The organism is Streptomyces sp. NPDC002018 (genome assembly GCF_042890865.1).
Taxonomy (GTDB): Bacteria; Actinomycetota; Actinomycetes; order Streptomycetales; family Streptomycetaceae; genus Streptomyces.
The window spans coordinates 87537-114113 of the sequence record NZ_JBIASO010000003.1 but is presented as its reverse complement, the minus strand read 5'-3'; the positions used below and the strand labels follow the sequence as shown (position 1 = coordinate 114113).

The following is a 26577-nucleotide window of genomic DNA, read 5'->3' as shown; positions in this document are numbered from 1 at the left end:
CTTACTTCACGGCTTCGGGGTGGAGCTGGGCCGCGAGCCGTTCGACGGCGGCGGGGGCCCGTACGCCGAGGACCACGTCCGAGAGGGGCATGACCGCGAACCGCTGGTTCCTGACGGCCGGTACGTCCTTGAGCACCGGGTCCTCCAGCAGCCGCTTCTTCTTCTGCGCGACGGTGGTGGAGCCGTAGTCGTAGATGACGATGACGTCGGGCTCGCGTGCGACGACCTGTTCCCAGGTGGCGTCGCCGAAGGACTTGTCGAGATCGGCGAAGACATTGCGTCCGCCGGCCAGCCCGATCAGTTCGTTGCCGATGCCCGTGCCGCCGGCGGTGAACGCGGTCTTGTCGCCGCTGTCGTAGACGAAGACGGAGAGCGGTTCGACGCCCTTCAGCTCGTCGGCGGTGGACGCGACGGTGGTGCGGGCGTCCGCGATCCACGCGCGGGCGCGGTCCTGGACACCGAAGGTACGGCCGGTCTCCTCGACCTCCCGGTAGACGTCGTCCATGGTCGTCCGGCCGTCGGCGCAGTTCTCCAGATTGAGCCGGGTGCCGATCCCGGAGGCCTTGAGGTCGTCGCGGCTCCGGCCGTCCTTGGCGGCGAACGCGCTGGCGTATCCGCCGTAGACGAAGTCGGGGTTCGCGGCGAGGAGCTTCTCCTTGGCGGGGTACTCCGCGGAGAGGACGGGGACGCTCTTGTACGCCTTCTCGTAGGCGGGGAGGATCCGGTCGTCCAGCCAGGCGGTGCCGACGAGGGACTTCTCCAGGCCGAGCGCGAGCATGATCTCGGTGACGTGCTGGTTCATGGTGACCACCCGCTTCGGCGGCGCCTGGTAGGTGGTGGTCACCCCGCAGTTGGTGACGGTGTACGGGAAACCGGGCGCGGCCTGGGCGGCGGGCCGGCCGGCCGCCGGCTCCGCGGTGTTCCCGGAGGTGCCGCAGGCGGCGAGCGGGAGCAGTACGGCGGATATGAGGGCGAGCGGCACGGCGGGTGCGAGCGCACGGCGGCGCCGGGACAGGACAGACACGACTGGGCCTCCTCCGGGGGATTTCCGCGTCCCCTGGCTGGTGGGAGAAGGGCGGCAGGTCAGTTCCTGGCTGGCAGGCTTCGCGCCTGGTCACAGTGGCGGGACCGCGCCGGTTTCGCACCGGCTTCCTGGGTCCTGCCGCCTCGGTTCGGGTCCGAGTCTCTCAGACGATCTCGACGGGCTCCTCGGTGACCTCGCCGTCGACGATCCGGTACGAGCGGAACTGGAAGGGGCCCGCGTCATCGGTGTCCGCGGTGGAGACCAGCACATAGTGGGCGCCGGGCTCGTTGGCGTAGGCGATGTCCGTACGGGACGGGTAGGCCTCGGTCGCGGTGTGCGAGTGGTAGATGATCACCGGCTCCTCGTCGCGGTCGTCCATCTCCCGGTAGAGCTTGAGCAGATCCGCCGAGTCGAACTCGTAGAAGGTGGGTGAGCGGGCGGCGTTGAGCATGGGGATGAACCGCTCGGCCCGTCCGCCGCCCGCGGGGCCCGCGACCACACCGCAGGCCTCGTCGGGGTGGTCGGCTCGCGCGTGCGCGACGATCTGGTCGTGCAGGGCCTGGGTGATGGTGAGCATGCAGAGAATATAAGCGGACACCGCGGAGCACGGCGAAGGCCCCCGGACACCGGTCCGGGGGCCTTCGTACGGCAGGTGGCCGGGCCCTGTGGGGGCCTGTGTGGCCAGGCCCTGTGGGGCCCTGTCCTGCTCCTGTCCAGGATCTGTTCCTGTCCAGGATCTGCCGGGACCTAGTCCACGGCGGAGGCGTACTCCCGCTCGGCGCGCTGCGCGATCGCGGGGTTGCGGCGCTTCAGGAACTGCCAGCCCGCCGCCAGGGCCACCGCCCAGACCGCCGCGACATAGAGACAGACCCGCGCGTCCTTGTCGTAGGCGATCAGACAGGTCACCAGGGCCAGGAAGGCCACCGCGACCCAGCTGAAGAGCGCGCCGCCGGGGGCCGGGAAGGACGAGGCCGGCAGCCGGCCCGCCTCCACACCCCGGCGGTAGCGGATATGGCTGATCAGAATCATCATCCAGGTCCAGATGCCGGCGGCGGTGGCCACGGAGGTCACATAGCCGAAGGCCTTCTCCGGGACGACGTAGTTGAGGACCACGCCGATGCCCATCAGGACGACGGAGACGGTGATGCCGAAGGCGGGGGTCTTACGGGAGTTGAGCCGGCCGAAGATTGTCGGCGCCTCGCTGTTGGCGGCGAGGTCGCGCAGCATCCGCCCGGTGGAGTACATCCCGGAGTTGCACGAGGAGAGCGCGGCGGTCAGCACGACGAAGTTGACGATGCCGGCCGCGAGCGGGATGCCCATCTTCTCGAAGGCGTGGACGAAGGGGCTGTTGCCCGCCGAGAACTCGGTCCACTTGACGACGGCGAGGATGACGGAGAGCGCGCCGACGTAGAAGACGATGATGCGCCAGGGCAGCGTGTTGATGGCCTTGGGCAGGGTCTTCTCGGGGTTCTCCGACTCGCCCGCGGTCACCCCGACCAGTTCGACTGCGAGATAGGCGAACATCACCCCCTGGAGGGTCATCAGGCTGGAGCCGATGCCGTTCGGGAAGATCCCGTCGTGTGCCCAGAGGTTGGAGGCGGCGGCGGTCTCACCGGCGTCGGAGAAGCCGAGGGTGAGGACGCCCAGACCGATGACGATCATGCCGATGATCGCGGTGACCTTGATCATCGAGAACCAGAACTCGACCTCGCCGAAGATCTTCACCGAGATCAGATTGACGCCGAAGAGCACCACCAGGAACACCAGCGCGCTGACCCACTGGGGGATCTGCGGGAACCAGAAGTGGATGTAGATCGCGGCGGCGGTCAGTTCCGCCATTCCGGTGACGACCCACATCAGCCAGTACGTCCAGCCGGTGGCGAAGCCGAAGAACGGGCCGAGGAACTCCCGGGCGTACTCCGCGAAGGAGCCCGAGACCGGCCGGTAGAGGAGCAGCTCGCCGAGCGCCCGCATGATGAAGAAGATCACGACGCCGGCGAGGGCGTACATGAGGATGATGCTGGGGCCGGCCTTGGCGATATTGGCTCCGGCGCCCATGAAGAGACCGACACCGATCGCGCCGCCGATGGCGATCATCTGGACCTGGCGGCTGCCGAGCCCCCGCTCGTAGCCCTCTTCGGCCGGACCGCCCCCGGCGGGGCCGTCCGCGGCGCGGTCGCCGCCGTGTTCCTTTTCCCTGTCGACCTGCGCAGAGGTCATGTCGTGCAACCCTTTCTCCATGCCGATCCGCGCCGGTGTCGGCCGCGGACCAGTTCGTGATCCCCCCGGATACGGATGGAGTGCCGCCGGCGGTCGGCCGGCGAAAGCACCCCCGGGGACAGGGGTGGAGTCCCCGGGGGGTCGTGAAGATTTATCACGGCGGCGGGCGTGACCGGCGGACGGTTCTGTGGCGCAGCCCACAGGAAGAAGCGGAGGAATCGCACCGCGAACCGCAAAGGTCGCCGGACCGGTGACATGATCGTTATGGCGACTTGAGCGTCAGTTGAGCGTACGGGAAGAGGCCGGCCGGGGGCCGCCGCATGACATGTGGACGCCAGCCCCCGGCGCCCGCGCGTCCTGTGCGCGGGACACCGTGGCGGTGCGGCCCGGTCGGCCCGGATCAGGGCATCAGCGTCTCGACGAGGGTTTCCTGGAGCGCGCCGAGCCAGAGGTACGCCATCACCATCGGCTTGCGCGGGTCGGAGTCGGGCAGCCGGTACAGCTCGCCGCCCTCGTCCTCGTCCGTGACCTCCAGCCGCGTACCGATCGTCAGCCGCAGATCGTTGAGCGCGCCGAGCCAGTGCAGACAGTCCTCGGGGGTCAGCTTGAGCACGGCGCCGCCCTCGCCCGTCGAGGTGAGCCCGTCCAGCGAACGGACCAGCGCGATCCCGTCCTGGCGCTTGCGGCCCCGCAGATCGTTCTCCGTGAACCGTCGGAACTCGGCGGAGAACTCCTTCAGTTCGTCGTCGTCATCGCCGTACGCGTCGGGGAAGAGCCGGGCCAGCGCCGGGTCGTCGGGCGGCTCGCTGGGGCCCTCCGCGAAGAGCGAGGCGAGCGGGTCCTCACCCTGGGCGGGCTCGTCACCGGGCCCGATCAGCTCCAGGAGCTGTACGGCCAGGGAGCGCAGGATCGAGATCTCGACCTCGTCGAGCGCGACGGCCGCGCCGCCGCCCGGGATCGCCTCGAAGCGCCCGGCCATCAGGTGCGGTCCTGGGAGAGGGTCGCCCAGAGCCCGAATCCGTGCATCGCCTGCACATCGCGCTCCATCTCCTCGCGGCTGCCGCTGGAGACGACCGCGCGGCCCTTGTGGTGGACGTCGAGCATCAGTCTGTGGGCCTTGTCCTTGGGGTAGCCGAAATAGGTCTGGAAGACGTACGCCACATAGCTCATGAGGTTGACGGGGTCGTTGTGGACGATGGTCACCCACGGCACATCGGGTTCCGGGACGGCAAAGGTCTCCTCGGCCGATTCGGGGCGTTCGATCTCAGTGGGAGCAACACTCACGGTTCCGGACGACCTTCTTCTCTGCCGGGCTTCTCTGCCGGGTCACAGCGTCACCTGACCCATGTCAGAGCGTCACATGACCCATGCTGCCACCCGGAACCGCCTGTCGCACAAACGGCCACACAGAAATCGTCACTCTGACGAGAGGTCGGGGTAGGATCGGTCATATGAACACTGCGGACCTTGGGCTGCCGGTGGACGTGCCGTCGACCGCGCTCTTCACCGACCAGTATGAGCTGACGATGCTCCGTGCCGCGCTCCAGGCCGGCACCGCCGACCGCCGGTCGGTCTTCGAGGTCTTCACCCGGCGGCTGCCCGAGGGGCGCCGCTACGGGGTGGTGAGCGGCACCGGGCGGGTCCTGGACGCCGTCGAGAACTTCCGCTTCGACTCCGATGTCATCGGCTTCCTCCGGTCGAACCGGATCGTCGACGACGAGACGCTCGGCTGGCTCGCCTCGTACCGCTTCGGCGGGGACATCTGGGGCTATCCGGAGGGCGAGGTCTACTTCCCCGGCTCGCCGGTCCTGCGGGTGGAGGGCTCCTTCGCCGAGTGCGTGCTGCTGGAGACCGTGATCCTGTCGATCCTCAACCATGACTCGGCGATCGCCGCCGCGGCCTCCCGGATGTCGGCGGCGGCGGGCGGGCGCGGACTGATCGAGATGGGGGCGCGGCGTACGCACGAACTGTCCGCGGTCGCCGCGGCGCGCGCCGCGTACGTGGGCGGCTTCGACACCACCTCGGACCTGGCGGCCGGGTTCCGGTACGGCATCCCGACGGTGGGGACGAGCGCCCACGCCTTCACCCTGCTGCACGACAGCGAGCGCGACGCCTTCCAGGCGCAGGTGCACGCGCTCGGGCGCGGTACGACGCTGCTGATCGACACCTACGACGTGGCCGAGGCCGTACGGACCGCCGTGGAGATCGCGGGACCCGAACTGGGCGCCGTCCGGATCGACTCCGGCGATCTGCTGCTGGTCGCGCACCGGGTACGCCAGCAGCTCGACGAACTGGGCGCGGTGAACACCAGGATCGTGGTGACCTCCGACCTGGACGAGTACGCCATCGCCTCGCTGGCCGCGGCGCCCGTGGACGCGTACGGCGTCGGCACCCAGCTCGTCACCGGCAGCGGGCATCCCACCTGCTCCATGGTCTACAAGATCGTCGCCCGTGCGGTGTCCTCGGATCCGAGGGCCCCGCTCCAGCCGGTGGCGAAGAAGTCGCTGGGCGGGAAGCTCTCGGTGGGCGGCCGCAAGTGGGCCGCGCGACGGGTGGACGCGTGGGGGTACGCCGAGGCCGAGGTGCTCGGCACGGGTACGGTCCCGTCGGACCTGCTGGACCGGCAGCTCCATGTGCAGCTCGTCAAGGGCGGCGAGATCGTCGCCCGGGAGCCGCTGGAGGTGGCGCGCGAGCGGCACTTCGCGGCACGGGCCGCGCTGCCGGTGTCCGCGACGCAGCTCTCGCGGGGCGAACCGGTGATCCCGACCGAATACATATGAGAACCGCGGAGACATGAGACACAGGGGACGGCGGTGACGGGACGGTGGTGAGGCGGATGCCCGGCTCCTCCCGTCGCGGGGCCCGGTCCCCAGGGAGCGGACACACCCCGGGGCGCGCGTGTGCCCGGGGGCCGGCCGGACCTCCGGCCGTCTCCCCGGCCGGTGCCGCTCCCGCCGCTCCCGGCTGCCCTGCCCTTCCCGGCCGATCCGATGTTCCCGTCCGCCCCGCCGTTCCCGGCCGATTCGCTACTCCCGACCGATCCGGCGTTCCCGACCGATTCGCCGCTCCCGACCGGCTCTCGTTCCCGTCCTCCGTTCCCGCCCGCAGGCCGCTCGCCCGCCCCTCCGCCGAAGGAAGACCGTCATGCACCGCGCGTTGATCGTCGTAGACGTTCAGAACGATTTCTGTGAGGGCGGCAGTCTGGCGGTGACAGGAGGGTCCGAGGTCGCCGCCGCCATCACCGACCTGATCGGCGAGGCCTCCCCCGGATACCGGCATGTGGTCGCCACGCGGGACCATCACATCGACCCGGGTAATCACTTCGCCGTCGGTCCCGACAGCCCCGATTTCGTCCGGACCTGGCCCGTGCACTGTGTGGCGGGTACGGAGGGGGCGGGCTTCCACCCCAATTTCGCCCCGGCCGTCGCCTCCGGCGCGATCGACGCCGTCTTCGACAAGGGCGCGCACGCGGGGGCGTACAGCGGCTTCGAGGGCGCCGACGAGAACGGTGTCCGGCTCGCGGACTGGCTGCGGGAGCGGGAGATCACGGAGGTCGACCTGGTGGGCATCGCCACGGACCACTGCGTCCGGGCGACCGCGCTGGACGCGGCCCGTGAGGGCTTCGCCACGCATGTGCTGCTCGATCTGACGGCGGGCGTGGCCGTGGAGACCACGGAGCGGGCCCTGGCGGAGATGCGGGCGGCGGGGGTGGAGCTGACGGGCAAGCCCGTGGTGACGGCCCGGCTGACCCCGCCCGGTCCGCGCAGCGCCCCCGAGGAGCCCTCCGGGGGCCCCGCGGGATCCGGAGAGGCCCCGGTCGGCCCCGGCACCCCGGGCGCCCCGGGAAAGCCCAGGAGCAGCGCGGAGGACCTCTCCTGAGCACCACGGCCTGAGCACCACGGCCTGAGCACCACGGCCTGAGCACCACGGCCTGAGCACCACGGCCTGAGCACCACGGCCTGAGCACCACGGGCCTGGGCACACGGCCCGAGCGCTTGGACGGCACCGGCCCCCGGCACGGCGGAACGGCCTGCCTCGCGCGGTCGGTGCCCAGCGCTCGCCGTGGCCTGGCTAGTAGCCGGCGGCCGGGCTGGCCGTGGGGCGCAGCAGGGCCCGTATCGGCTGCCAGAGCTGTTCCCGGCACTCCGGTGTGGTGCGCCACAGCAGACCGTCCGGGTGGTGCAGCACCGCCGTGATCTCGTCCGGCGTCGGGGGGTGCGCGTTGCCGCGCAGATACACCGCGCGCAGCCCCAGGTTCCGCAGCCTGGTCAGGGCGCGGGCCCGGTTCACCGCGTGTACCAGGACGCGCACCGTACCGCCCTCGGCCGCCGGGCTGGGCAGGGTCAGTGCCACCACCACCGTGCCGTTCGGGAGCCTGCTGAAGCCTCCGCCTGCCATGTCCTTCATCTCCCCCGTGCGGCCCCAGTGAGACACCGCGTCAATAAGAGAACCGTAGGACGCACCTAAACACGATCGGCCGCCGCCCGCTAGAGGGCGACGGCCGATCATGCTTTGACCTGCGGTTACTTCCGGTTACCGACCGGAGGCCCCCACCTTGACCGTCAGCGTCTGGCCGTCGAGCGGCTGGCTGATGATGCTGATCTTGGTGTTGGTGTCAGGAACCTTCACGCTGCCGCTCGGGTTCTCCGCACTCCAGTAGGTGCCCTTGCGGTCGTCGAAGACCGGGGCGCCGAGCTGGGCCTTGATCCGCGTCGGCACGTTCGCCTTGTGCAGCGTCAGACCGGACACCGGCCACCAGCTGAAGGTCGAGTCGTACGCCTGGATCCGGTTGCGCATCAGCGTGCCGTCCGACCACTTCAGCGCCTTGGCGTGCGCGTCGATGGGCAGGACCAGACCCTCACCGGGGTGCTGGCTGGTGTTGTTGTCCTTCTGCGAGGTGTCCCACAGCCAGATCAGCAGACCGGTCTGGTACGGGAAGTGCTCGACCTTGTCGCCGTTCGGCGCCGCGAAGCCGAAGTTGTACGGGCCGACCTCAAGGGTCTTGTCGTACGAGACGTACTGACGGTTCTCGGCGATGTAGTACTGCGGGTAGTCCTGGGTGAAGGACTCACCGATGCGCGAGAAGCCGTCCGCGGTCCAGCCCGCGTCGTCGCCCTCGGCGTTGTCCGAGAAGACCGTCGCGCCGTCCGCGGTCAGGGTGATCCCGTCCGCGGCGAAGCCCTTCTGGGCCACTCCGCCGTCCGTCTGGTAGCGGAAGCGCAGGTCGAACTTCTGGCCCGCGTAGGCGTCCAGCGGGTAAGAGAGCTTCTTGTACGCGCCCGAGACACCGGTCAGCGACGGCTTGTCGGCCGCGTCACGGGGAAGGGGCACGCCGTCGGCCGTGCCGTCGAGCACGGTCCAGTTGGCGCCGCCGTCCGTCGACACCTCGGCGTAGAGGTAGTCGTAGTCGGCCTCGATGTCCCACCAGCCCTGGAGGTCCAGCGTGGCGGCGGACTTGCCGGTGAGGTCGACCGGGCGGGTCAGGGTGTTCTTGAGATCGTCACCCATGTCGCTCCACCACTGCTTGGAGCCCTCGGCGGGCTTCACGACAGTCGTGGTCTGCGTCTTCTCCGGCAGCTCGACGATGAGCGCCTGCGGGTTCTTCGTGTTGTACTCCGAGACGCCCAGCTTGTGGGTGGAGTTCTTCGCCGCCTTGGCCTCGGCGTAGTTGAGCCAGCCGAGCTGGAGCTTGTCCCAGGCGGTCATGTCGCCGGGCAGGTCGCCGATCGCGTCCTTGCCGGTGCCGAGCCAGGAACCGGACGACATCAGCGTCCAGAAGGCGGTGGAGTTGTCACCGCCCGCGGTGTCGTACAGGTCGGGCAGGCCCAGGTCGTGGCCGTACTCGTGGGCGAAGACACCGAGGCCGCCGTTCTCGGGCTGCATGGTGTAGTCGCCGACCCAGATACCGGTGTCGCCGAACTGCGTGCCGCCGGCCTTGTTGCCGGTCGGGCCGGTGCTGCCCGCGCTGGTGCCGTACGCGTACCAGCGGTGCGCCCACAGGGCGTCCTCACCCTGGACGCCGCCGCCCGCCGACTCGTCCTCGCCCGCGTGGACGATCTGGAAGTGGTCGATGTAGCCGTCGGCCTCGTTGAAGTTGCCGTCGCCGTCGAAGTCGTAGCGGTCCCACTGGTCGTACTGGACCAGGTCCGCCTTGATCTGCGCGTCCGTACGGCCCTGGGCCTTCTGGTCCGCGGTCCAGGCGTTGACGCCGTCGCGCACCGCGTCCCAGACGTTGGCGCAGTTGCTGGAACCGCAGTAGTTGGAGCCGTAACGGGCCTCGTTGTACGGGACCTTGACCCAGTCGGAGACCTCGCCGTCGACCGAGTAGCGCCCGGAGGACGTCTTCTCGTAGTAGGTCTTCAGCGACTCCTTCTGGCGGCCCTTCCTGTCCTTGCCCGTGCCGAAGTAGAGGTCCTGGAAGTGCTGCTGGTTGTAATCGGCCTGCCAGGCGGTGGAGTTGTCGACCTTGCGGTCGGGCTCCGCTATCTGGTTGTGCCGCGGGCCGGGGTCGCCGCCGAACTTCTGGACGGGCGGGAGCGGTCCGGCCGCGCCGTCCGGGTCGTACGTGGTGGTGCTGTCGACCGTGTCGCCGAACTCCACGAGGATGGTGAAGATCTTGTCGGTCTTCTCCCGGCCCAGCTCGACGTACTTCTTGTTGTCGAGCTTGACGACCTTGGAGGCGCCACGCTTCTCCACCTTGGCGGCACCGGAGATGACCTGCTGGAGCGCCGCCTCACGCTGCTGCGACTGCTGCTTGCTGAACGGGCCTTCCAGGTCGTGTTCGACCTGTCCCTTCTGGGGCGCCGGATCACGGCGCTCGATCCCCGTGGGACCGGATGCGGGGTTGTCCTGAGCCTGGGCCGTGGTGAAGGCCGAGGCCGTGGCGGCGGTCGCGGCGAGAGCCACCACCACCGCGGACATTCTTCTCGCCCGTCGGTTTCTGATCACTTGATGCTTTTCCTCCCCGGCGCACGCGATCCGCGGACCGGGAGTGAGGGATCCGCGCGCGTCTGCGTCATAAGTGACGACATTCGACCGGAGTTAAGAGAGAAAAGACAGACCTTGACTTGCACTGGTCAACTGCACTATGCGAAGGGCCGCGTTCCGCTCGACGGACCCACCGGACACGGAGAAATTCGGACAACAGGCGCACAATTTCAGCCGCTTGTTGAGGGAAGTGATTCGATGCGCCCCCTGTGCGACGGCACCGTGCGTCAGGTCACGCTTACTACCCGTTCCTCCCGGGCATCCCCCGTCGTAGAGTCGATGGGCGGTGCGAGCCCTCCCCACCGCCGCCCCACCCGTGCGACCCGCGTGCGATATGCGAGACACCCCCGAACCCGATGCTCCGAGGACGGATTCCGCCATGCCGCGTCCGACTGCCGCACCGCTCGCCTATGGTTCCGCCACCGTCGTCTGCTCCACGGTCGTCATGCTGCTGGTCTCCGGTGTCACCTCCGGCGCCGGAATCGTGGTGATAGGGATCGCCGCGCTCGCGCTGGGTCTTCTGGTGACGCTCACCGTGGCCGCGCCGGGCCGCGCCGGGGCATACGACGGCGACTCCGGCCGAATCCTCGCGGACCCGGGTGCCCGCCGCGCGCGTACACGGGGGCGGGGAGACACCGGCCCAGCCCTCGATGCGCCGCTAGTCCCCGTCCGTCGATCTTCGCGGGCCCGGAACGCCTGACGGAGAACCCTAGGGACGGCCCGGTCGCTGTTCCGTCGCCACCACCACGACCGTTCTGGCCGCCTTGTCGTGCAGGCCCTGCCGGTAGGGCCTGCTGACCAGGATGCTGAGAATGATGACGGCCCACCAGACGAGCAGACAGCAGAGCAGGGCGGGCAGCCAGAGCACGATGGCGCGCAGGAGCGCGCTGCCGGTGTCCGGCACGGCGCCGTTGTTGAGCATCGCGACCCGGAGTTTCATCCAGCGTTTACCGAGGGTCTGCCCGGATCTCCTGGTCATGAGGGTGTCGTAGCCGACATAGGCCACGACGGAGATGACCGACCAGAACCACTGTGTTCCCGTGTTCACCTGACTGGTGAAGTCGCCCCAATTGCTGCTGTTCGCCTGCGCGTGCCAGTTCCCGAAGAGGCCGGACAGAATGGCCAGCGGAATAAAGATGATCAGGGCGTCGATGATCCGCGCCGCCAGCCGTTTGCCGAAGGGCGCGAGCGGGGGCATCCCGGCGAGCGGATCCGTACCGCCGAACGGCCCCCCGCCGTAGGCGTTCCGGTCATGGGGCCCGGGAGGCGGACCGCTGTCGCCGCCGTAGGGAGAGCCGTACGGGGAGCCGGAGGGCGGACCGTACGGAGAGCCGGATGATGAGCCACCGGGCGGCGGACCCGGCGGGCCTTCCGACGAAGGGCCCTCCGACGACGGGGGTCCCTGCGGTCTCTTCAGGAAGGGGTCGTCGTCGGGTGACTGGCCGGGCGGCGGCTGATCATTGCTCATGGGGGCAGTGCACCGCGCGGGACAGGGGCCCGCAACGGATCACCCGCCGTTCGGAGCAGTCGGTGCCGGCCGGTGTTCAGCCGGCCACAAAGGTACGGGCCGCCTTGTCGTGCCAGCACTGCCGCCAGGGCCGGTCGACCAGGCACCAGAGCACATTGAGGACGCCCACCACGAGCATCCCCAGGACTCCGTAGACGAGCCAGCGGCGCAGCGCGGCGCCGAAGCCCGGGGCCTCGTGGGACTCTATGTCGCGCACTTCGAGACCGCAGAGTTTCTTGCCGAGCGTGCGCCCCCACCTGGCGGTCGGCACCGCCTCGTACAGCACACCGAGGATCAGCAGCGCGACGAGGACCGCCCCGAGATAACCGGCCGTCGTCCCGTCGATGAGCCAGACCGTGACGGTCTCGCCGGTCCGCTCGGCCGCCGCGACCTTGGCGTCGATATGCGTACGGGCCCGGGAGACGAGGGGCAGGGCGGCGGCGCCGACGAGCGCGCCCAGGACGACGGAGTCGATCAGCCGGGCCACGAACCGCTTGACGAGTCCGGCGGGCCTGGCCGCGGCCTGGGCCCGTGCCGCCTGGAGGAACGGGTCCTCCACCGGGGGCTTCCAGGGCGCGACCGGCTGGTCCGGGCCGCCGGGTGTCATGGGCTGGGCGAGCTGGTGGACCTGCTGGGCCCAGGAGGCGGCGCCGCCGCCGGCGCCGGGGCTGACGGGGGCGGCGGGCGCCTGGGGCGTGCCGCCCTGACCGGACATCTGCGGGGACGGGGACTGCGGCTGCCCGTGGGGCTGGGGTTGCGGGTGGGACGGGGAGGGGTGCTGGGGCTGCGGCTGGCGGCGCGCGGGCAGTGCCGCGCCCGTACTGGACGCGCCCTGGTTCAGCGCGCGGATCGCCATCGTGCCCTCGCCCTGGCCCGTACGGCCCGACGCGGCGGCGGTGTCGTCGTCGTTCTTGGCGCGCCGTGCGGCGCGCAGGGCGCGGATGGCCATGGTGCTGTCCACGGCCGGCTGTCCCGTGTCCCGGGGGCCGGACGCCCGGCCGCTGTCGGCGCCGCTCCCGGCGCCGGGCTCCTGTCCGGCCTCCGGCGCGTTCGTCTCCCTCCCGGGTCCCGTGCCCGGCCCGACACCGCGCCGCATCGCGCGGATCGCGACCGCCCCGTCGGAGGACGGCGGGCCGCCGTCGTCCGTACCGGGCCCGAGCGCGCGGACGCCGGGCAGCGCGCCGCCCGTCGGATCGCCGGGGGTGGGCTGCGGGATCTCGTGGTGGGCGGCCGGGGACGTACCGGCCGGCAGCGCCGGCCGGGAGCCGGGCGGCAGCTCCCGCGCGGGACCGGGGACCCGCGGATCCGGACCGCCCGCTCCCCAGGAGACACGGTCGTCGCGCTCCCCGCCGAAGCCGGTCTGCCGTGAGGCGTCGGCCTGCCAGACGGACGCCGGTTCCTGCCGGGGGCCCTCGGGCGGCTCCTCGTCCAGGAAGACCGGGCCCGTCTCCTCGACGGCCGGCGGGGCGAGGGCGGGCTGGGCGCCCGGCGCCCCCTCACCGCCCTGGGGCGCGGGCCGGCTCGTGCCGGGCACCCAGGCGGCGCCGTTCCAGTAGCGGACATATCCGGGGATGGACGGGTCTGGGTAGAACCCTTCCCGGGGTACGTTCCCGCCGTCACCAGGAGGAGTAGCCACTGACCCCAACTCCGTTCACTCACACCATGTTCAGCCAAGGAAGACATTAACGAAGAACTCAGATGCCTGAAGAAGGAGAACAGCAGAAAGACCGCATTCGAAAGGATGTGGGCCAAGAAGTGTTCGCCATGGTGTACGAAGATCCGGGCGCCAGTACCAACGGACGGGTCCTGCATTCACGATCCGGTCCTGATGTGAACGGTACGGTCCCGACATGAACGGTGCCGTTCCGACGCGAACGGTGCTGTCCTTATATGAGCGCCCCCGTCCGGGCACCGATCGGGCCGGACGAGGGCGGACGGACCGGGGGGACCGGCGCGGCGCGGCTCGCGTGCGAAAGGCCGCGAACTCGTGAACTCGTCGCCGGAAGTCGCGTCATAGCAGGCGGGGTGGCGCCTCTCTCCTGGTACGGGCCCGTCTCCGGGCCACCCCGTCAGGAGAGGAAGTGGCCACCATGCACACCGTCGTGGAACGCGATCTGGAGCTGCGTCTGGTGCTGTCGCCCGAGCGCGGCATCCCCGTACCGGCCCGGCTGACCTACCGTACGGACGACCCGTACGCCGTGCACATCACCTTTCACATCGGCACCGAGACCCCCGTCGAGTGGACCTTCGCCCGTGAGCTGCTGGTGGAGGGGGTGTTCAGGCCCTGCGGGAACGGGGACGTACGGATCTGGCCCGCCAAGGTCGACGGGCGCGCCGTTCTCTGTTTCGCCCTCTCCTCGCCCGACGGCGACGCCCTGCTGGAGGCGCCGACGTCCGCGGTGTCCGCGTGGGTGGAGCGGACGCTCCGGATCGTGCCACCGGGTACGGAGGGCGGGCAGCTCGGCATCGACGACGCTCTCGCCGAGCTGCTCGCCGCCACCCCGGCGGACGATCTGTGGCTGCGGGACCCCTGGCCGTCGGACGGATCCGCGGACGGGGAGGCCTGACCGGCGGGCCGGGAGGGTGACCGACAGCCCGGGGCTGACCGGCGGCCGGGGACTGACCGGCGGCCGGGGACTGACCGGCGACCAGGGACTGACCGGCGGCCGGGGATTCACCGGCGACCGGGGGCTCAGAAGAGTTTGCCGGGGTTGAGCAGGCCGAGCGGGTCGAAGGTGCTCTTGATGCCGCGCTGCAACTCCAGCCCCACCGGGCCCAGTTCGCGCGAGAGCCACTCCTTCTTCAGGACACCGACCCCGTGTTCGCCGGTGATCGTGCCGCCCAGCTCCAGACCGAGCGCCATGATCTCGTCGAAGGACTCACGGGCGCGCCGGGACTCGTCCGGGTCGGCCTGGTCGAAACAGACGACGGGATGGGTGTTGCCGTCGCCCGCGTGGGCGCAGACGCCGATCGTCAGGGCGTACTTCTCCGCGATGACCGCCGTGCCGTCGAGCATCTCGGCGAGCCGGGTGCGCGGTACGCACACATCGTCGATCATCGTGGCCGACGCGACGGTCTCCAGCGCGGGGAGCGCGAGCCGCCGGGCCTGGAGCAGCATCTCCGACTCGGCCGCGTCCTCGGCGGGGACGACCTCGGTGGCGCCCGCCGCCACGCACAGCTCACCGACGGCCGCCAGGTCGGCCGCCGGGTCCGGGGTGTCGAAGGCCGCCAGCAGCAGCGCCTCCGTGGTCTCGGGAAGCCCCATGTTCGCCGTGGCGTTGACGGCCCGGACGGTCGTACGGTCCATCAGTTCGAGCAGGGACGGGGTGTGCCCGCGCTCCATGATCCGGCAGACGGCGTCGCACGCGGCGGCGCTGGAGGCGAACTCCGCGGCCAGGACGAGCTGCTGGGGCGGCTGGGGCCTGAGCGCGAGGACGGCCTTGACGACGATGCCGAGGCTGCCCTCCGAGCCGACGAAGAGCCGCGTCAGATCGTAGCCCGCGACGCCCTTGGCGGTACGGCGGCCGGTGGTGAGCAGCCGGCCGTCGGCGAGAACGACATCGAGGCCGAGGACGTACTCCGCCGTGACCCCGTACTTGACGCAGCACAGCCCGCCCGAGGCCGTGCCGATGTTCCCGCCGATGGTGCACATCTCCCAGCTCGACGGGTCCGGCGGGTAGTACAGGCCCCGCTCGCCGACCGCGCGGGAGAGGGTGGCGTTGATGACGCCCGGCTCGACGACGGCGATCCGGTCGACCGGGTTGATCTCCAGGATCCGGTCCATTTTCGTCAGGGAGAGGACGATGCACCCGTCCGAGGCGTTGGCGGCCCCGGACAGCCCCGTACGGGCACCCTGCGGGACGACGGGAACGCGCAGCGCGGTCGCGGTGCGCATGACGTGCTGGACCTGCTCCACCGAGCGCGGCAGCACGACCACCGCGGGCGCGCCCGCCGCGCAGAAGCTCGCCATGTCGTGCGCGTAGGAGGCCGTGATGTCCGGGTCGGTGATCAGGGCTTCGGCGGGGAGCCCGGACCGCAGCCGTACGAGGAGGTCGTCCTGGGAATCCAGATCATCCATGATCCCAGCCTGGCATCCGGGGCCATCGGTGTGAACCCGTCTGCGATCCCCAACGGGAAGCACGGGTGTGCTCTTCATATGGACGCACAGTAATCACCATGAACCGCATGAAACCAGAGCAGGTCAAACAGGTCAGAAGGGCGGCGCTGGCCGCGGGGGTGGGCGCGGCGCTGGTCGGGGGCGTCCTGCTGTTCGTGCCGGACCACGACCGGCCGGCGGCGCTGAGCCCCGAGGCGCGGGCGATGGCCGCCGCGGGCGCGGGGACGCCCGCCTCCTTCCAGGACCTGACCGCGCTCATCCGCGACCGGGAGGCCTGGCTGCGCACGCACCCGAAGGACGGAGAGGCCTGGGCGGTGCTCGGCGCGGCCTATGTGGAACGGGGGGCGCGGCGGGCGGACTCCGCGTACTACCCGAAGGCCGACCAGGCTCTTCAGCGGTCGCTCGCCACGGAGGTCGCGTCGGACGAGCGGGGCGGCGCGGGGCGGCTCGGGGGGCCCGGTGAGGACGGCAAGGCGGGCGAATCCGCCGACTACGGGAATCCGGCGGCCCTGGTGGGCCTGGCCCGGCTCGCCAACGCGCGGCACGACTACGCCACCGCCAGGAAGTGGGCCGAGACCGTACGCAAGCAGCGGCCCGACGACTGGACGCCGTATCCCGTGCTGATCGACGCGTACAGCGGACTGGGTGAGTACAAGGCGGCGGGCGACGCGCTGGACCGGCTGAAGGAACTGCACTCCGGGACCCCGGTGCTGGAGCGTGCCGCGACGGTCTACCGTGAGCGCGGCCGGCGCGCGGACGCGGCGGCGAAGGCGACCGAGGCCGCCGAGACGGCCCGTACGCCGGAGGAGAAGGCGTCGGCGCTGCACACCCTGGGCCAGCTCTCCTGGGACCAGGGCCGGCCGACCGAGGCACTGGGCCACTACGACGCGGCGCTCGCGGCGGCGCACGACCATCCCGCGTCCCTGGCCGGGCGGGCGCGAGCCCTGGCGGCGCTGGGCAGGACGAACGAGGCGTTCCAGGTCTACGACGCCGTGCTGGCCAAGCTGCCGCTGCCGGAGTACGCGCTGGAGCTGGGCGAGCTGTACGACTCGGCGGGTCTGAACGGGGACGCCCAGACGCAGTACGAGCGGCTCAGGAAGCGGATCGAGAAGGCGCAGGCCCACGGGGTGAACGAGGAACTCGTCCTCGCCCGCTTCGAGGCCGACCATGGCAACCCGGAGGGGGCCGTCGAGCGGCTGAGGGCGGAGTGGACACGGTCGCACCGGAACATGTACGTGGCGGACGCGCTGGGCTGGGCCCTGCACCGGACGGGCCGGAGCGACGAGGCGCTGGGGTACGCGCGGAAGGCGACCCGGCAGGGCCTGAGGAGCGCGCTGTTCTCCTACCACCTGGGCGAGATCGAACGCGCGCTGGGGATGCGCGGTCCGGCGCGCGGCCATATCGAGGAGGCGCTGCGGATCAATCCGTACTTCTCGCCGCTGCTCGCGCCGAAGGCCCGGGAGGCGCTGGACCTGCTGGACGACATGCCGGGTGGCGTCCGCCAGGGCACACCGGACACCTACGGACAGCCGATGGCCTCGCCGTCGGTCCCGCCCCCGGCGCCGCAGTCCGTGCCGTCGTCGGTGCCGCGGTCGGTACCCCAGTCCGTGCCGTCCTCGGTGCCGTCCTCGGTGCCTCAGCCGGTGCCCGAGTCGGTGCCGTCGTCGCTCCCGCTGTCACCGGCCGGGGGCGGCGGGATCTGAGCCGGGCGGGCGCGGCCCACGGACGAGTTCGCTCTTCCGCGGGACCGCGCCCGACGTGTGCCCGGCCCGACGTGTGCCCGGCTCGGCGTGTGCCCGGCTCGGCGTATGCCCGGCCCGGCGCCTGGCCGGGGGAAACGCCTGGCCGACGCGGCGCCAAGCCGGGGAGGCGCCTGGCCGGAGCGGTCAGAGGTTGCCGCGCTTCTCCTGCTCGCGCTCGATCGCCTCGAAGAGCGCCTTGAAGTTGCCCTTGCCGAAGCCCATCGAGCCGTGCCGCTCGATCATCTCGAAGAAGACGGTCGGCCGGTCCTGGACCGGCTTGGTGAAGATCTGGAGCAGATAGCCGTCCTCGTCACGGTCGACCAGGATCTTCAGCTCGCGCAGGGTCTCGACCGGCACCCGGGTCTCGCCCGCCCACTCGCCGAGCGTGTCGTAGTACGAGTCGGGCGTGTCGAGGAACCGCACGCCCGCGGCCCGCATGGCCCGTACGGAGGCGACGATGTCGTTCGTGGCGAGCGCGATGTGCTGGACACCGGCGCCGCCGTAGAACTCCAGATACTCGTCGATCTGCGACTTCTTCTTGGCGATCGCGGGCTCGTTGATCGGGAACTTCACCTTGAGGGTGCCGTCCGCGACGACCTTCGACATGAGCGCGGAGTACTCGGTGGCGATGTCGTCGCCCACGAACTCCTTCATGTTCGTGAAGCCCATGACCGTGTTGTAGAACCCGACCCATTCGTTCATCCGGCCGAGTTCCACATTGCCCACGCAGTGGTCGACGGCCTGGAAGGTGCGCTTGGCGGGGGGCGCCACGAGGGGCTCCGCGGCGTCGAAGCCCGGCAGGTACGGGCCGTCGTAACCGGAACGGTCCACCAGGGTGTGGCGGGTCTCGCCGTAGGTGGCGATGGCGGCGAGGACGACCGTGCCGTACTCGTCCTTGATCTCGTACGGCTCCTGGATCCCGCGCGCGCCGTGCTCGGTGGCGTAGGCGTACGCGGCGCGCGCGTCCGGCACCTCGATGGCGAGGTCGACCACACCGTCGCCGTGCTCGGCGACATGCGCGGCGAGGAACCGGCCCCACTCGGTGGACGGCTTGATGACGGAGGTGAACACGAAGCGGGCAGCCCCGTTGGTGAGGACGTAGCTCGCGGTCTCCCGGCTGCCGTTCTCCGGTCCGGAGTAGGCGACGAGCTTCATGCCGAAGGCCGTGGAGTAGTAGTGCGCGGCCTGCTTGGCGTTGCCGACGGCGAAGACGACGGCGTCCATGCCCTTGACCGGGAAGGGGTCCGCCTCGCGCGCGGTGGCGGGGGCGGCGGCGGTGTTCATCGAGGTGTCAGCCATGGCCTCAGCGTCCCGCCGTTCCACAAGGTGCGCAACAGTTCGCGGATTCACTGGGCAGTATGCACAGCCGAGGGCGAGAATGAGGGGGCCATCTGCACAGTATGACCACGGCGGCACAGCGCCGTGCGAGGGCGAGCGCCACGAGGGCGGGCGAGGGGGCGGGCATGGCCATGGGAGCGGACACGGGGGGCGGGGGCACCGGTACGGGCACGGCGGCCGGTATCGACGGACTCGACGGCAGGCTGATCGTGCTGCTGGCACAGGAGCCGAGGATCGGGGTGCTGGAGGCCTCACGCCGGCTGGGCGTGGCGCGCGGGACCGTACAGGCGCGTCTCGACCGGCTTCAGTCGAACGGGGTCATCAGGGGGTTCGGCCCGGCCGTCGATCCGGCCGCCCTGGGCTATCCGGTCACGGCCTTCGCCACCCTGGAGATCAAGCAGGGGCAGGGCGCGGACGTACGCGCCCATCTCACGACCGTCCCCGAGGTGCTCGAACTGCACACCACCACCGGCCAGGGCGACATGCTCTGCCGGCTCGTCGCCCGTTCCAACGCGGACCTCCAGCGGGTGATCGACCGGGTGGTGGGCTTCGACGGCATCGTGCGGGCCGCGACGGCGATCGTCATGGAGAACCCCGTACCGCTGCGGATCATCCCCCTGGTGGAGCAGGCCGCGGCGGACTCCGCCCCCACCGGCCGGCCGCACGGATCCCGGTGACGGGGCCGCCCTGCGGGTGACGGGTGACCTGCGCGTGACGGGTGAGGCGTGACGGCTGGGGGGGGTGGCGCCGGCCGCTCCACGGGTGGCGCGTGACGAGTGGCGGGGCCGCTCCACGGGCGGCGGGTGGCGGGTGGTCTCAGCAGCCCGGTACGTCGCCGCCCTGTTCCAGCGCGCGCAGCGCCGACACCGCGCCCTTGAGCGTGGTGACCGGGATCAGCCGCATGCCCCGGGGAAGCTCGGCGCGCGCGTCGCGGCACTCGGCCTTCGGGACGAGGAAGACGGTCGCGCCGTCGCGGCCGGCCGCCTGGGTCTTGAGGGACACCCCGCCGACCGGACCGACCTCGCCCTCGTCGGTGATCGTGCCCGTCCCCGCGATGGTGCGGCCCCCGGTGAGATCGCCGCCGGTGCCGTCGCCGTTCAGCTTGTCGACGATGCCGAGGGCGAAGAGCAGCCCGGCGCTGGGGCCGCCCACATCCGCGAGATGGAGGCTGACGTCGACCGCGGCCGGGTCCTCGCGCAGATAGCCGAGCGCCGCCGTGGTCGCGGAGTTCTGCGACTCGACCATGTCCTGGACATTGTGCTTCTCGATCTCCTTGTCGGACTCCCCCGACGGATAGACCGCCTCGCGCGGCAGCACCGCCCGGTCCGCGCGGAACCAGCCGTCGACCACATCGCCGAGGTCCACATCGGCGGAGGGGCCGGTCGCCTCGATCGTGGTCATCCTGAGCTGGCCCTCGGTCGTGCGGGTGGGCGTCCCGCCGATGGTGATGACCTGCCGGCCCTGGTCGGTGCCGAGGACGTCCACGGTCATCCCGGGCTGCGCCACGGCGTACGGCAGCGGCGCGATGCCGACGACGGCGAACAGCACGAGGACCGGGAGCGCGCAGAGGGCGAGGAGGCCGGGACGCGAGAGACGAGAGAGCACGGTGTCAATGTATCCGCGTATCGGCGCCCCCTGGGGCCCCGGGCGTACGCGGACGGCTCAGCGCAGGGCGTCCGCCACTTCCTTGGCCGCGTCGACCACGCGCGGGCCCACCCGTTCCGGTACGGAGTCGGCGAGCATCACGACCCCGACACTCCCCTCTATCCCCGTCACGCCGACCAGCGCGGCGGCGGCGCCGCTGGCGCCCGCCTCCAGTTCGCCGTGGGTGAGGGTGCAGCGCGGTTCGGTGAGCACGGTCCGGCGGGCGGCGAGTATCGCCTTGCCCGCGGCGCCCCGGTCCAGCGGATGACGGAATCCGGCCCGGTAGGCGACGTGGTAGTCGGTCCAGGTCGGTTCGACGACCGCGACGGCCAGGGCCTCGGCCCCGTCGACGAGGGTGAGATGCGCGGTGGCGCCTATGTCCTCGGCGAGCGAGCGCAGCGCGGGCAGGGCGGCCTCCCGTACCAGCGGATGCACCTGGCGGCCCAGGCGCAGCACACCGAGGCCCACCCTGGCGCGGCCGCCCAGGTCACGGCGGACCAGGGCGTGCTGTTCGAGGGTGGCGAGGAGCCGGTACACGACCGTCCTGTTGACACCGAGTTTGTTGGACAGTTCGGTGACGGTCAGGCCGTGGTCGGTGTCGGCGAGCAGCTTGAGGACGCGCAGTCCCCGGTCGAGCGTCTGGGAGGTTTCCGCGGTCACGACGCCCTCTCCTTCGGAGTGAGTAACGGCGGCGGCCTCAGGGAGGTGGCGGCGCCGGCCCATCGGCAACGCACGGGGAGGCCGCCCGGCAGGCATTGACGCACCGGCTGCGCTCAGTGGCTGAGCTGCCACGGGGCGTTCATATTGCCGGGACAGTAGCGATCGGCACCGCTGAGCGGAAGGGCTCGTCCAGAATCCGGGCAGGGAAAGGGAGTTGATCCCCGTTCGCGTGTGAAGTCGGCAGAGTGGTGACTTGCGGTGATCGCTCCCGTAATGCCGCGTGACCGGGACGCCGCACCCGGGCGGCCCGGAGCGCCGCGCACGGCGACGGACCGGGGCGCCACGCACGGGCGGCCCGGGGCGCCGCGCATCGCGACGGCCCCGCCGCGACCGTACGACCCGCTCCGTACGCCGCACCCGTCCGGCCCGGTACGGGCACAGGCCGGCCCCCGGGGCCCACGGCCCTGGCGCCCGGCCGCCTCCGGGCCGCCCGGCCGGTCCGGCGCGCGCGCCTGCCCCGGGCGGTCCGGTCCGGTCCGGCTCACCGCATCCGGGTGGCCCACTCCTGCACCTTCGCGATCCGCTCCCGGATCTGCCCCGCCGTCGCCTCGGCGGTCGGCGGCCCGCCGCACACCCGGCGCAGTTCCGTGTGGATCACCCCGTGCGGCTTCCCGCTCTGATGGACATACGCGCCGACCATCGTGTTGAGCTTCTTGCGCAGCTCCAGCAGTTCCTTGTGGGAGACCACCGGCCGCCGCTCGGCCGGCAGTTCCAGCAGGTCCGCCTCGGCGTCCGGCTTCTTCCGGCTGTGCGCGATCTGCCGCGCCTGCCGCTTCTGGAGCAGCATCTGCACCTGGTCGGGCTCCAGCAGTCCGGGGATACCGAGATAGTCCTGCTCCTCCTCGCTCCCCGGGTGCGCCTGCATCCCGAACTCGGCGCCGTCGTACAGCACCCGGTCGAAGACGGCGTCGGACTCCAGCGCCTCGAAGGGCAGCATGTCCTGCTCGCCGGTGTCCTCGTCCTGCTGCTTCTCGGCCTCCGCCATCTCCTTCTCGGACTCGGCGTAGGGGTCCTCCTCGCCGGCCTTCTTCGGCTTGTCGAGCACATGGTCGCGTTCCACCTCCATCTCGCTCGCGAAGCCGAGGAGATTGGGGATGGTGGGCAGAAAGACGGACGCGGTCTCGCCACGGCGTCTGGACCGTACGAAACGGCCGACGGCCTGCGCGAAGAACAGAGGGGTGGAGATGGTCGTCGCGTACACCCCCACCGCGAGGCGCGGTACGTCGACGCCCTCCGAGACCATGCGGACCGCGACCATCCAGCGGTCGTCGTTCTCGCTGAACTCGTCGATCCGCTTCGACGCGCCGGTGTCGTCGGAGAGGACGACCGTGGCCTTCGTACCGGTGATCTCGCGGAGCAGCTTCGCGTAGGCGCGCGCGGAGTCCTGGTCGGTCGCGATGACCAGGCCGCCCGCGTCCGGGATGCCCTTGCGCACCTCGGTGAGGCGCTGGTCGGCGGCGCGCAGCACATTCGGCATCCAGTCGCCGCGCGGGTCGAGCGCGGTGCGCCAGGCCTGCGAGACGGCGTCCTTGGTCATGGGCTCGCCGAGCTTGGCCGCGATCTCGTCACCGGCCTTGGTGCGCCAGCGCATGTTGCCGCTGTAGCTGAGGAAGATCACGGGACGGACGACGCCGTCGCCGAGGGCGTTGCCGTACCCGTAGGTGTAGTCGGCGGCCGAGCGGCGGATGCCGTCGTTGCCCTCCTCGTACGCCACGAAGGGGATGGGGTTGGTGTCGGACCTGAACGGCGTACCCGTCAGCGCGAGCCGCCGGGTCGCGGGCTCGAACGCCTCCAGACAGGCCTCGCCCCAGGACTTGGAGTCGCCCGCGTGGTGGATCTCGTCCAGGATGACGAGGGTCTTGCGCTGCTCGCAGCGGTTGCGGTGCAGCATCGGCCGTACCCCGACACCCGCGTAGGTGACGGCGACCCCGTCGTACTCCTTGCTCAGCGGCCCCGCGCTGTAGTCGGGATCGAGCTTGATCCCGATCCGCGCCGCCGCCTCCGACCACTGCTTCTTGAGGTGCTCGGTCGGCGCGACGACGGTGACCTGCTGGACGACATGGTGGTGCAGCAGCCAGGAGGCGAGCGTCAGCGCGAAGGTCGTCTTGCCGGCGCCGGGGGTGGCGACGGCGAGGAAGTCACGTGGCTGCTCCTGGAGGTATCTGCCGAGGGCACCCTCCTGCCAGGCACGCAGCTTGTTGGCGGTGCCCCAGGGGGCGCGGCCGGGAAAGGCGGGTGAGAGGTGGTGGGAGGAGGCGGTAGTAGTCACGGTCTCCGGTTCGGGCGCTCGGGGTGACGGGGGTACGTACGCGGTCGCGCACGCGCCGGGGTCCGGCACGCGGGGCCGGCACGCCGGGGGTCGGCTGCTCGGATCGGCTGCTTGGGTACGACAACCGGGCCACCCTACCGGTGGGGCGCGTGGATCCTCGTACGAACGAGGCCCTGGACGGGCGGGTGCGACGGGCGCCACATCCAGGGCGTCGACACGATCCCAAGGGGTACTGAATCCACCCGGAATCCGCCTGAACCACCCCGAATTGATCCGCCTGTATGCAGCCGACGGCCTGGCGGGTCCGACGGGCTGGCGGGTCCGACGGGCTAGCGGGTCCGACGGGCTAGCGGGTCCGACGGGCTAGCGGGTCCGGCGGGCTAGCGGGTCCGTACCCGGGTGGCGACCCACACTCCCGCCAGCGCCACCGCGGCCATGGGCAGGAACACCGCCGCGAAGGCCGCCGGGTGGGACCCCGCCGCGCCGGCGCCGGTCACGGCCGAGGCGGCGTGCCCGCCCACCTCGCCACCGCCCAGGGCCGCGAAGGCCGCGCCGCCCCCCGCCAGCAGCAGGACGTTCGAAAGCCCGTCCGAGATCTGGAGCGCGGCGGAGTTCGCGCCCGCCTCCTCGGCAGCGGAGAGCTTGAGCAGCAGCACGCTGGTCGAGGAGATCACCGCGCCCATGCCGAGACAGCCCACACCCCAGGCGATACCCACGATCCAGACCGGAACGGAGTCGATCAGCACGCTCGGCGCGGTCGCGATGGCCGCGGCGGTCAGCACCATGCCCCCCGCCATCAGCCGCTCGCGGTACGGCTCCATCCGCGGCCGGGACTGTAGGTACGAGCCGAGCGCCCAGGTCGCGCCGCCGAGCGCGAGCGAGAGCCCGGCCATCGTCGGCGACAGCCCGCGCTGGGTGACGAGCATCAGCGGTACGAAGCTCTCGGCGGCGATGAAGGAGCCCGCGGCCACCCCGCGCAGCAGCACCACGGACGGCAGTCCGCGGGCCGCCCGCCAGGTGCCGCCGGGCAGCAGCCCGAGGACGGCGGGGACGAGCAGCGCCGCGCCCGCCGCGGCCGGGAGCAGCGAGAGCGGGCGCAGATCCTGGCCCGCGTACTGGAGCAGCCCTGCGCCCAGCGAGATCCCGAGCGCGAGCCGGATCCGGCGCCGGTCGAGGGCGACGGCGGGCGCCGAGGGGTCGGCGGGCCCGGACGCCGTCCGGCGTATCGCGGGCAGGGCGAGCGCCAGCGGCAGCACGATGAGGACGGGTATCCCGATGAACACCCAGCGCCAGCCGAGATGCTCGGTGACGGTCCCGGAGGCGAGCGGCCCGACGACGGAGGGGATCACCCAGCTCGCGGCGAACGCGGCCATGATCGCGGGCCGCAGCCGCTCCGGGTAGGCGCGGCTGACGACGACGTACAGCGCGACGATGACCAGCCCGCCGCCGAGCCCCTGCACGGCGCGGCCGAGGACGAACAGCCACATCGTGCCCGCCGTGCCGGAGAGCAGCAGCCCGGCGCCGAACGCGCTGATCCCGGTGGCGAGCGGCGCCAGCGGCCCGCTGCGGTCGGCCCACTGGCCGGAGAGCACCATCGCGAAGAGGCTGGTGGTGAAGTACGCGGAGAAGGCGAAGGCGTACAGCGGGATGCCGTGCAGCTCACGCGCGGCCACCGGCATCGCCGTACCGACGGCGGTCGCCTCGAAGGCGATCAGCAGGACGACGGAGACGATGCCGATGCTGAGCGCCCGGTGCGCGGGGCCCAGGACACCCCCCTGGTCGGGGGCCTCGGCGGACGGCGGGAGCGGCAGGGCCCGGTCGACGGGAGCGACACCGGCGTCGCCAGGTTCCAGGGGGGTCATAGGCACAGCGTAAGGGGCGAACCATGGGTTGATCCCTGTCGCGGGCCCGATCCGCGCTGGTCCCTTGGTCGTACGACCGTGAACGGAGTGTGGCAGTCGCGTTGCGCCGCCCCCGGCCGTCTTGAGCCACGGCCGCGACGGCTCTACGGTCGAGGAACACCATGACGCACATGGCCGTGTGCCCGAGTGGTTCAGGGACTCGCCTGCAAAGCGAGTTACGCGGGTTCGATTCCCGCCACGGCCTCCACGCAGGGCGCAGCGGCCGGTCCCGGAATGCCACCGGGGTCGGCCGCTGAGGTGTTCCAGGGCCGGCCGCCCGCCGTGCCACCGCGTCGGCACGCGAGGCCCTCGCCGCGCCGGCGGACCGGTCGGCGGCCGACCGGTCGGCTCCGTATCGGTCGGCACCGGCGCGGGTGGACGGCGGGCCGGGGCGACGGCGGGGCGGGGCGACGCGGTGAGGTCCGCGTCGCATCCGGCGCCGGGTGGATCAGAGGGCCGGTGAGGTGTCCGGGAGCCGGGACGGGAGGTCACAGTTGGCCTGCTCGTGCGCGTGCCTGGCCATCACCAGCGCGAGATCCGCGAGGCTCCGGCGAGCGGCCTCCTCGGAGGAGTCCGGGGCCTCGACGGCGCGCGCCACCACACTCAGATGGCGCGGCCCACCGGGAATGACCCCCTCGGAGACACAGGGGACATACACCGCCGCGAGCCGGCCCGAGGCCAGGGCGCCGTCCCCCGCGGTGAAGTCCTTCGGCCGCCCGCCCGTCTCCCCCGCGACGGACTCGTCCTTGATCACGCGCTCGCTCCACGCCTCCGGCGAGGGCGAGGTGACGAGCTCCGCGGTGACGCCGAGGACCGGCTTGCCGTCGGCCGAGACAAAGCAGTTCGAGGTGAACTGATCGCTCAGCTCGTCGTTGCGTCGTCCCTCCTGCCCCGAGAACCGGTACGCGGACCTCTCCGGCAGGGCGTCGGGAAGCGCCGCCGCGGCCGCCTCGCCGTCCCCCAGCGAGCCGCAGACACGATCCGCGCTGATCTCCCCGCGCTTCTCGAACGGCGGCAGCCCGACGGCATAGGCGACCGCGCCGAACGCGACGAGCAGCAGCAGAAACGCCCCCGCGACCAGGGTGATCCTCTTGGATGCAGCCATGAC

21 protein-coding genes, 1 tRNA gene, 1 pseudogene and 1 riboswitch are annotated in these 26577 nt (G+C 71.4%); of the genes and pseudogenes, 7 read left to right on the top strand and 16 right to left on the bottom strand.

Annotated elements, in window-relative coordinates:
- Position 1: 1 nt before the first annotated feature.
- From ACFYYH_RS06125 to clpS, 5 genes are all read right to left on the bottom strand, one after another.
- Complete coding sequence (locus ACFYYH_RS06125; RefSeq protein ID WP_388547239.1) at positions 2-1015, bottom strand: ABC transporter substrate-binding protein; 1014 nt, start codon at positions 1013-1015, stop codon at positions 2-4.
- A gap of 48 nt (positions 1016-1063) precedes the next feature.
- Positions 1064-1198: riboswitch (cobalamin riboswitch) on the bottom strand.
- The gene (locus tag ACFYYH_RS06120) at positions 1188-1601 is read right to left on the bottom strand and encodes a Mov34/MPN/PAD-1 family protein (protein ID WP_388546558.1); all 414 of its coding nucleotides are present in this window, start codon (positions 1599-1601) and stop codon (positions 1188-1190) included. (Overlaps the previous riboswitch by 11 nt.)
- Before the next feature lie 170 nt (positions 1602-1771).
- Complete coding sequence (locus ACFYYH_RS06115) at positions 1772-3244, bottom strand: amino acid permease (RefSeq protein ID WP_388546556.1); 1473 nt, start codon at positions 3242-3244, stop codon at positions 1772-1774.
- A 400-nt stretch (positions 3245-3644) separates the two neighbouring features.
- Positions 3645-4223, bottom strand: a complete 579-nt coding sequence (locus tag ACFYYH_RS06110; RefSeq protein WP_388546554.1) for a DUF2017 domain-containing protein — start codon at positions 4221-4223, stop codon at positions 3645-3647.
- Positions 4223-4528 (bottom strand): ATP-dependent Clp protease adapter ClpS, encoded by a 306-nt coding sequence (gene clpS / locus ACFYYH_RS06105; RefSeq protein ID WP_376374152.1) that lies wholly within the window; start codon positions 4526-4528, stop codon positions 4223-4225. Before clpS ends, ACFYYH_RS06110 begins: the two co-directional genes overlap by 1 nt.
- Before the next feature lie 167 nt (positions 4529-4695).
- Between clpS and ACFYYH_RS06100 the strand changes: the two genes are divergently transcribed.
- Positions 4696-6024, top strand: coding sequence for a nicotinate phosphoribosyltransferase (locus ACFYYH_RS06100; RefSeq protein WP_388546551.1), 1329 nt, complete (start codon positions 4696-4698; stop codon positions 6022-6024).
- A 364-nt stretch (positions 6025-6388) separates the two neighbouring features.
- Positions 6389-6979 (top strand): annotated as a pseudogene (locus ACFYYH_RS06095) (nicotinamidase); the annotation flags it as partial.
- 336 nt (positions 6980-7315) lie between these two features.
- Here ACFYYH_RS06095 and ACFYYH_RS06090 read toward each other — a convergent pair.
- Positions 7316-7642: a hypothetical protein gene (locus ACFYYH_RS06090; protein ID WP_388546549.1), complete on the bottom strand. Its 327-nt coding sequence runs from the start codon at positions 7640-7642 to the stop codon at positions 7316-7318.
- Between the two features lie 135 nt (positions 7643-7777).
- Complete coding sequence (locus ACFYYH_RS06085; RefSeq protein ID WP_388546547.1) at positions 7778-10192, bottom strand: immune inhibitor A domain-containing protein; 2415 nt, start codon at positions 10190-10192, stop codon at positions 7778-7780.
- A 418-nt stretch (positions 10193-10610) separates the two neighbouring features.
- On the opposite strand from ACFYYH_RS06085, the gene ACFYYH_RS06080 reads away from it, so the two are divergent.
- Entirely contained in the window at positions 10611-10931 is a 321-nt protein-coding gene (locus tag ACFYYH_RS06080) for a hypothetical protein (RefSeq protein WP_388546544.1), read from the top strand.
- Between the two features lie 9 nt (positions 10932-10940).
- On the opposite strand, the gene ACFYYH_RS06075 is transcribed toward ACFYYH_RS06080, so the two are convergent.
- Both ACFYYH_RS06075 and ACFYYH_RS06070 read right to left on the bottom strand, forming a co-directional pair.
- Entirely contained in the window at positions 10941-11699 is a 759-nt protein-coding gene (locus ACFYYH_RS06075; RefSeq protein ID WP_388546542.1) for an RDD family protein, read from the bottom strand.
- A 76-nt stretch (positions 11700-11775) separates the two neighbouring features.
- A complete protein-coding gene (locus ACFYYH_RS06070) occupies positions 11776-13374 on the bottom strand; it encodes an RDD family protein (RefSeq protein ID WP_388546540.1) in 1599 nt (532 codons plus the stop codon).
- 454 nt (positions 13375-13828) lie between these two features.
- On the opposite strand from ACFYYH_RS06070, the gene ACFYYH_RS06065 reads away from it, so the two are divergent.
- Entirely contained in the window at positions 13829-14305 is a 477-nt protein-coding gene (locus tag ACFYYH_RS06065; RefSeq protein ID WP_388547236.1) for an SsgA family sporulation/cell division regulator, read from the top strand.
- Positions 14306-14430: 125 nt separating this feature from the next.
- Here ACFYYH_RS06065 and ACFYYH_RS06060 read toward each other — a convergent pair whose 3' ends face one another.
- Positions 14431-15816 carry an FAD-binding oxidoreductase gene (locus tag ACFYYH_RS06060; RefSeq protein WP_388546538.1) on the bottom strand — a complete coding sequence of 462 codons (1386 nt, stop codon included), beginning with the start codon at positions 15814-15816 and terminating at the stop codon, positions 14431-14433.
- Positions 15817-15923: 107 nt separating this feature from the next.
- Here ACFYYH_RS06060 and ACFYYH_RS06055 point away from each other — a divergent pair, with 107 nt between their 5' ends.
- Positions 15924-17558, top strand: a complete 1635-nt coding sequence (locus ACFYYH_RS06055; protein ID WP_388546535.1) for a tetratricopeptide repeat protein — start codon at positions 15924-15926, stop codon at positions 17556-17558.
- Positions 17559-17741: 183 nt separating this feature from the next.
- On the opposite strand, the gene hppD is transcribed toward ACFYYH_RS06055, so the two are convergent.
- Positions 17742-18896, bottom strand: a complete 1155-nt coding sequence (gene hppD, locus ACFYYH_RS06050; RefSeq protein WP_388546533.1) for a 4-hydroxyphenylpyruvate dioxygenase — start codon at positions 18894-18896, stop codon at positions 17742-17744.
- Between the two features lie 170 nt (positions 18897-19066).
- Here hppD and ACFYYH_RS06045 point away from each other — a divergent pair, with 170 nt between their 5' ends.
- Positions 19067-19612: an Lrp/AsnC family transcriptional regulator gene (locus tag ACFYYH_RS06045; protein WP_388547234.1), complete on the top strand. Its 546-nt coding sequence runs from the start codon at positions 19067-19069 to the stop codon at positions 19610-19612.
- 139 nt (positions 19613-19751) lie between these two features.
- Here ACFYYH_RS06045 and ACFYYH_RS06040 read toward each other — a convergent pair whose 3' ends face one another.
- The 4 genes from ACFYYH_RS06040 to ACFYYH_RS06025 form a co-directional block, all read right to left on the bottom strand.
- Complete coding sequence (locus tag ACFYYH_RS06040) at positions 19752-20540, bottom strand: S16 family serine protease (protein ID WP_388546531.1); 789 nt, start codon at positions 20538-20540, stop codon at positions 19752-19754.
- A gap of 57 nt (positions 20541-20597) precedes the next feature.
- Entirely contained in the window at positions 20598-21239 is a 642-nt protein-coding gene (locus ACFYYH_RS06035) for an IclR family transcriptional regulator (RefSeq protein ID WP_066953917.1), read from the bottom strand.
- A 541-nt stretch (positions 21240-21780) separates the two neighbouring features.
- Entirely contained in the window at positions 21781-23568 is a 1788-nt protein-coding gene (locus ACFYYH_RS06030) for a DEAD/DEAH box helicase (RefSeq protein ID WP_388546528.1), read from the bottom strand.
- A 380-nt stretch (positions 23569-23948) separates the two neighbouring features.
- A complete protein-coding gene (locus tag ACFYYH_RS06025; RefSeq protein ID WP_388546526.1) occupies positions 23949-25430 on the bottom strand; it encodes an MFS transporter in 1482 nt (493 codons plus the stop codon).
- 172 nt (positions 25431-25602) lie between these two features.
- Here ACFYYH_RS06025 and ACFYYH_RS06020 point away from each other — a divergent pair.
- Positions 25603-25677: transfer RNA gene (locus ACFYYH_RS06020), tRNA-Cys, on the top strand.
- Between the two features lie 240 nt (positions 25678-25917).
- On the opposite strand, the gene ACFYYH_RS06015 is transcribed toward ACFYYH_RS06020, so the two are convergent.
- Complete coding sequence (locus tag ACFYYH_RS06015; RefSeq protein ID WP_388546523.1) at positions 25918-26574, bottom strand: hypothetical protein; 657 nt, start codon at positions 26572-26574, stop codon at positions 25918-25920.
- Positions 26575-26577 lie beyond the last annotated feature (3 nt).

What these genes read in the sequence shown, in the direction of transcription:
- ACFYYH_RS06120 (WP_388546558.1), bottom strand. Translation starts at nt 1,601, where the DNA reads ATGCTCACCATCACCCAGGCCCTGCACGACCAGATCGTCGCGCACGCG.
- ACFYYH_RS06115 (WP_388546556.1), bottom strand. Translation starts at nt 3,244, where the DNA reads ATGACCTCTGCGCAGGTCGACAGGGAAAAGGAACACGGCGGCGACCGC.
- ACFYYH_RS06110 (WP_388546554.1), bottom strand. Translation starts at nt 4,223, where the DNA reads ATGGCCGGGCGCTTCGAGGCGATCCCGGGCGGCGGCGCGGCCGTCGCG.
- ACFYYH_RS06100 (WP_388546551.1), top strand. Translation starts at nt 4,696, where the DNA reads ATGAACACTGCGGACCTTGGGCTGCCGGTGGACGTGCCGTCGACCGCG.
- ACFYYH_RS06090 (WP_388546549.1), bottom strand. Translation starts at nt 7,642, where the DNA reads ATGGCAGGCGGAGGCTTCAGCAGGCTCCCGAACGGCACGGTGGTGGTG.
- ACFYYH_RS06080 (WP_388546544.1), top strand. Translation starts at nt 10,611, where the DNA reads ATGCCGCGTCCGACTGCCGCACCGCTCGCCTATGGTTCCGCCACCGTC.
- ACFYYH_RS06075 (WP_388546542.1), bottom strand. Translation starts at nt 11,699, where the DNA reads ATGAGCAATGATCAGCCGCCGCCCGGCCAGTCACCCGACGACGACCCC.
- ACFYYH_RS06065 (WP_388547236.1), top strand. Translation starts at nt 13,829, where the DNA reads ATGCACACCGTCGTGGAACGCGATCTGGAGCTGCGTCTGGTGCTGTCG.
- ACFYYH_RS06060 (WP_388546538.1), bottom strand. Translation starts at nt 15,816, where the DNA reads ATGGATGATCTGGATTCCCAGGACGACCTCCTCGTACGGCTGCGGTCC.
- ACFYYH_RS06055 (WP_388546535.1), top strand. Translation starts at nt 15,924, where the DNA reads ATGAAACCAGAGCAGGTCAAACAGGTCAGAAGGGCGGCGCTGGCCGCG.
- hppD (WP_388546533.1), bottom strand. Translation starts at nt 18,896, where the DNA reads ATGGCTGACACCTCGATGAACACCGCCGCCGCCCCCGCCACCGCGCGC.
- ACFYYH_RS06045 (WP_388547234.1), top strand. Translation starts at nt 19,067, where the DNA reads ATGGGAGCGGACACGGGGGGCGGGGGCACCGGTACGGGCACGGCGGCC.
- ACFYYH_RS06025 (WP_388546526.1), bottom strand. Translation starts at nt 25,430, where the DNA reads ATGACCCCCCTGGAACCTGGCGACGCCGGTGTCGCTCCCGTCGACCGG.
- ACFYYH_RS06015 (WP_388546523.1), bottom strand. Translation starts at nt 26,574, where the DNA reads ATGGCTGCATCCAAGAGGATCACCCTGGTCGCGGGGGCGTTTCTGCTG.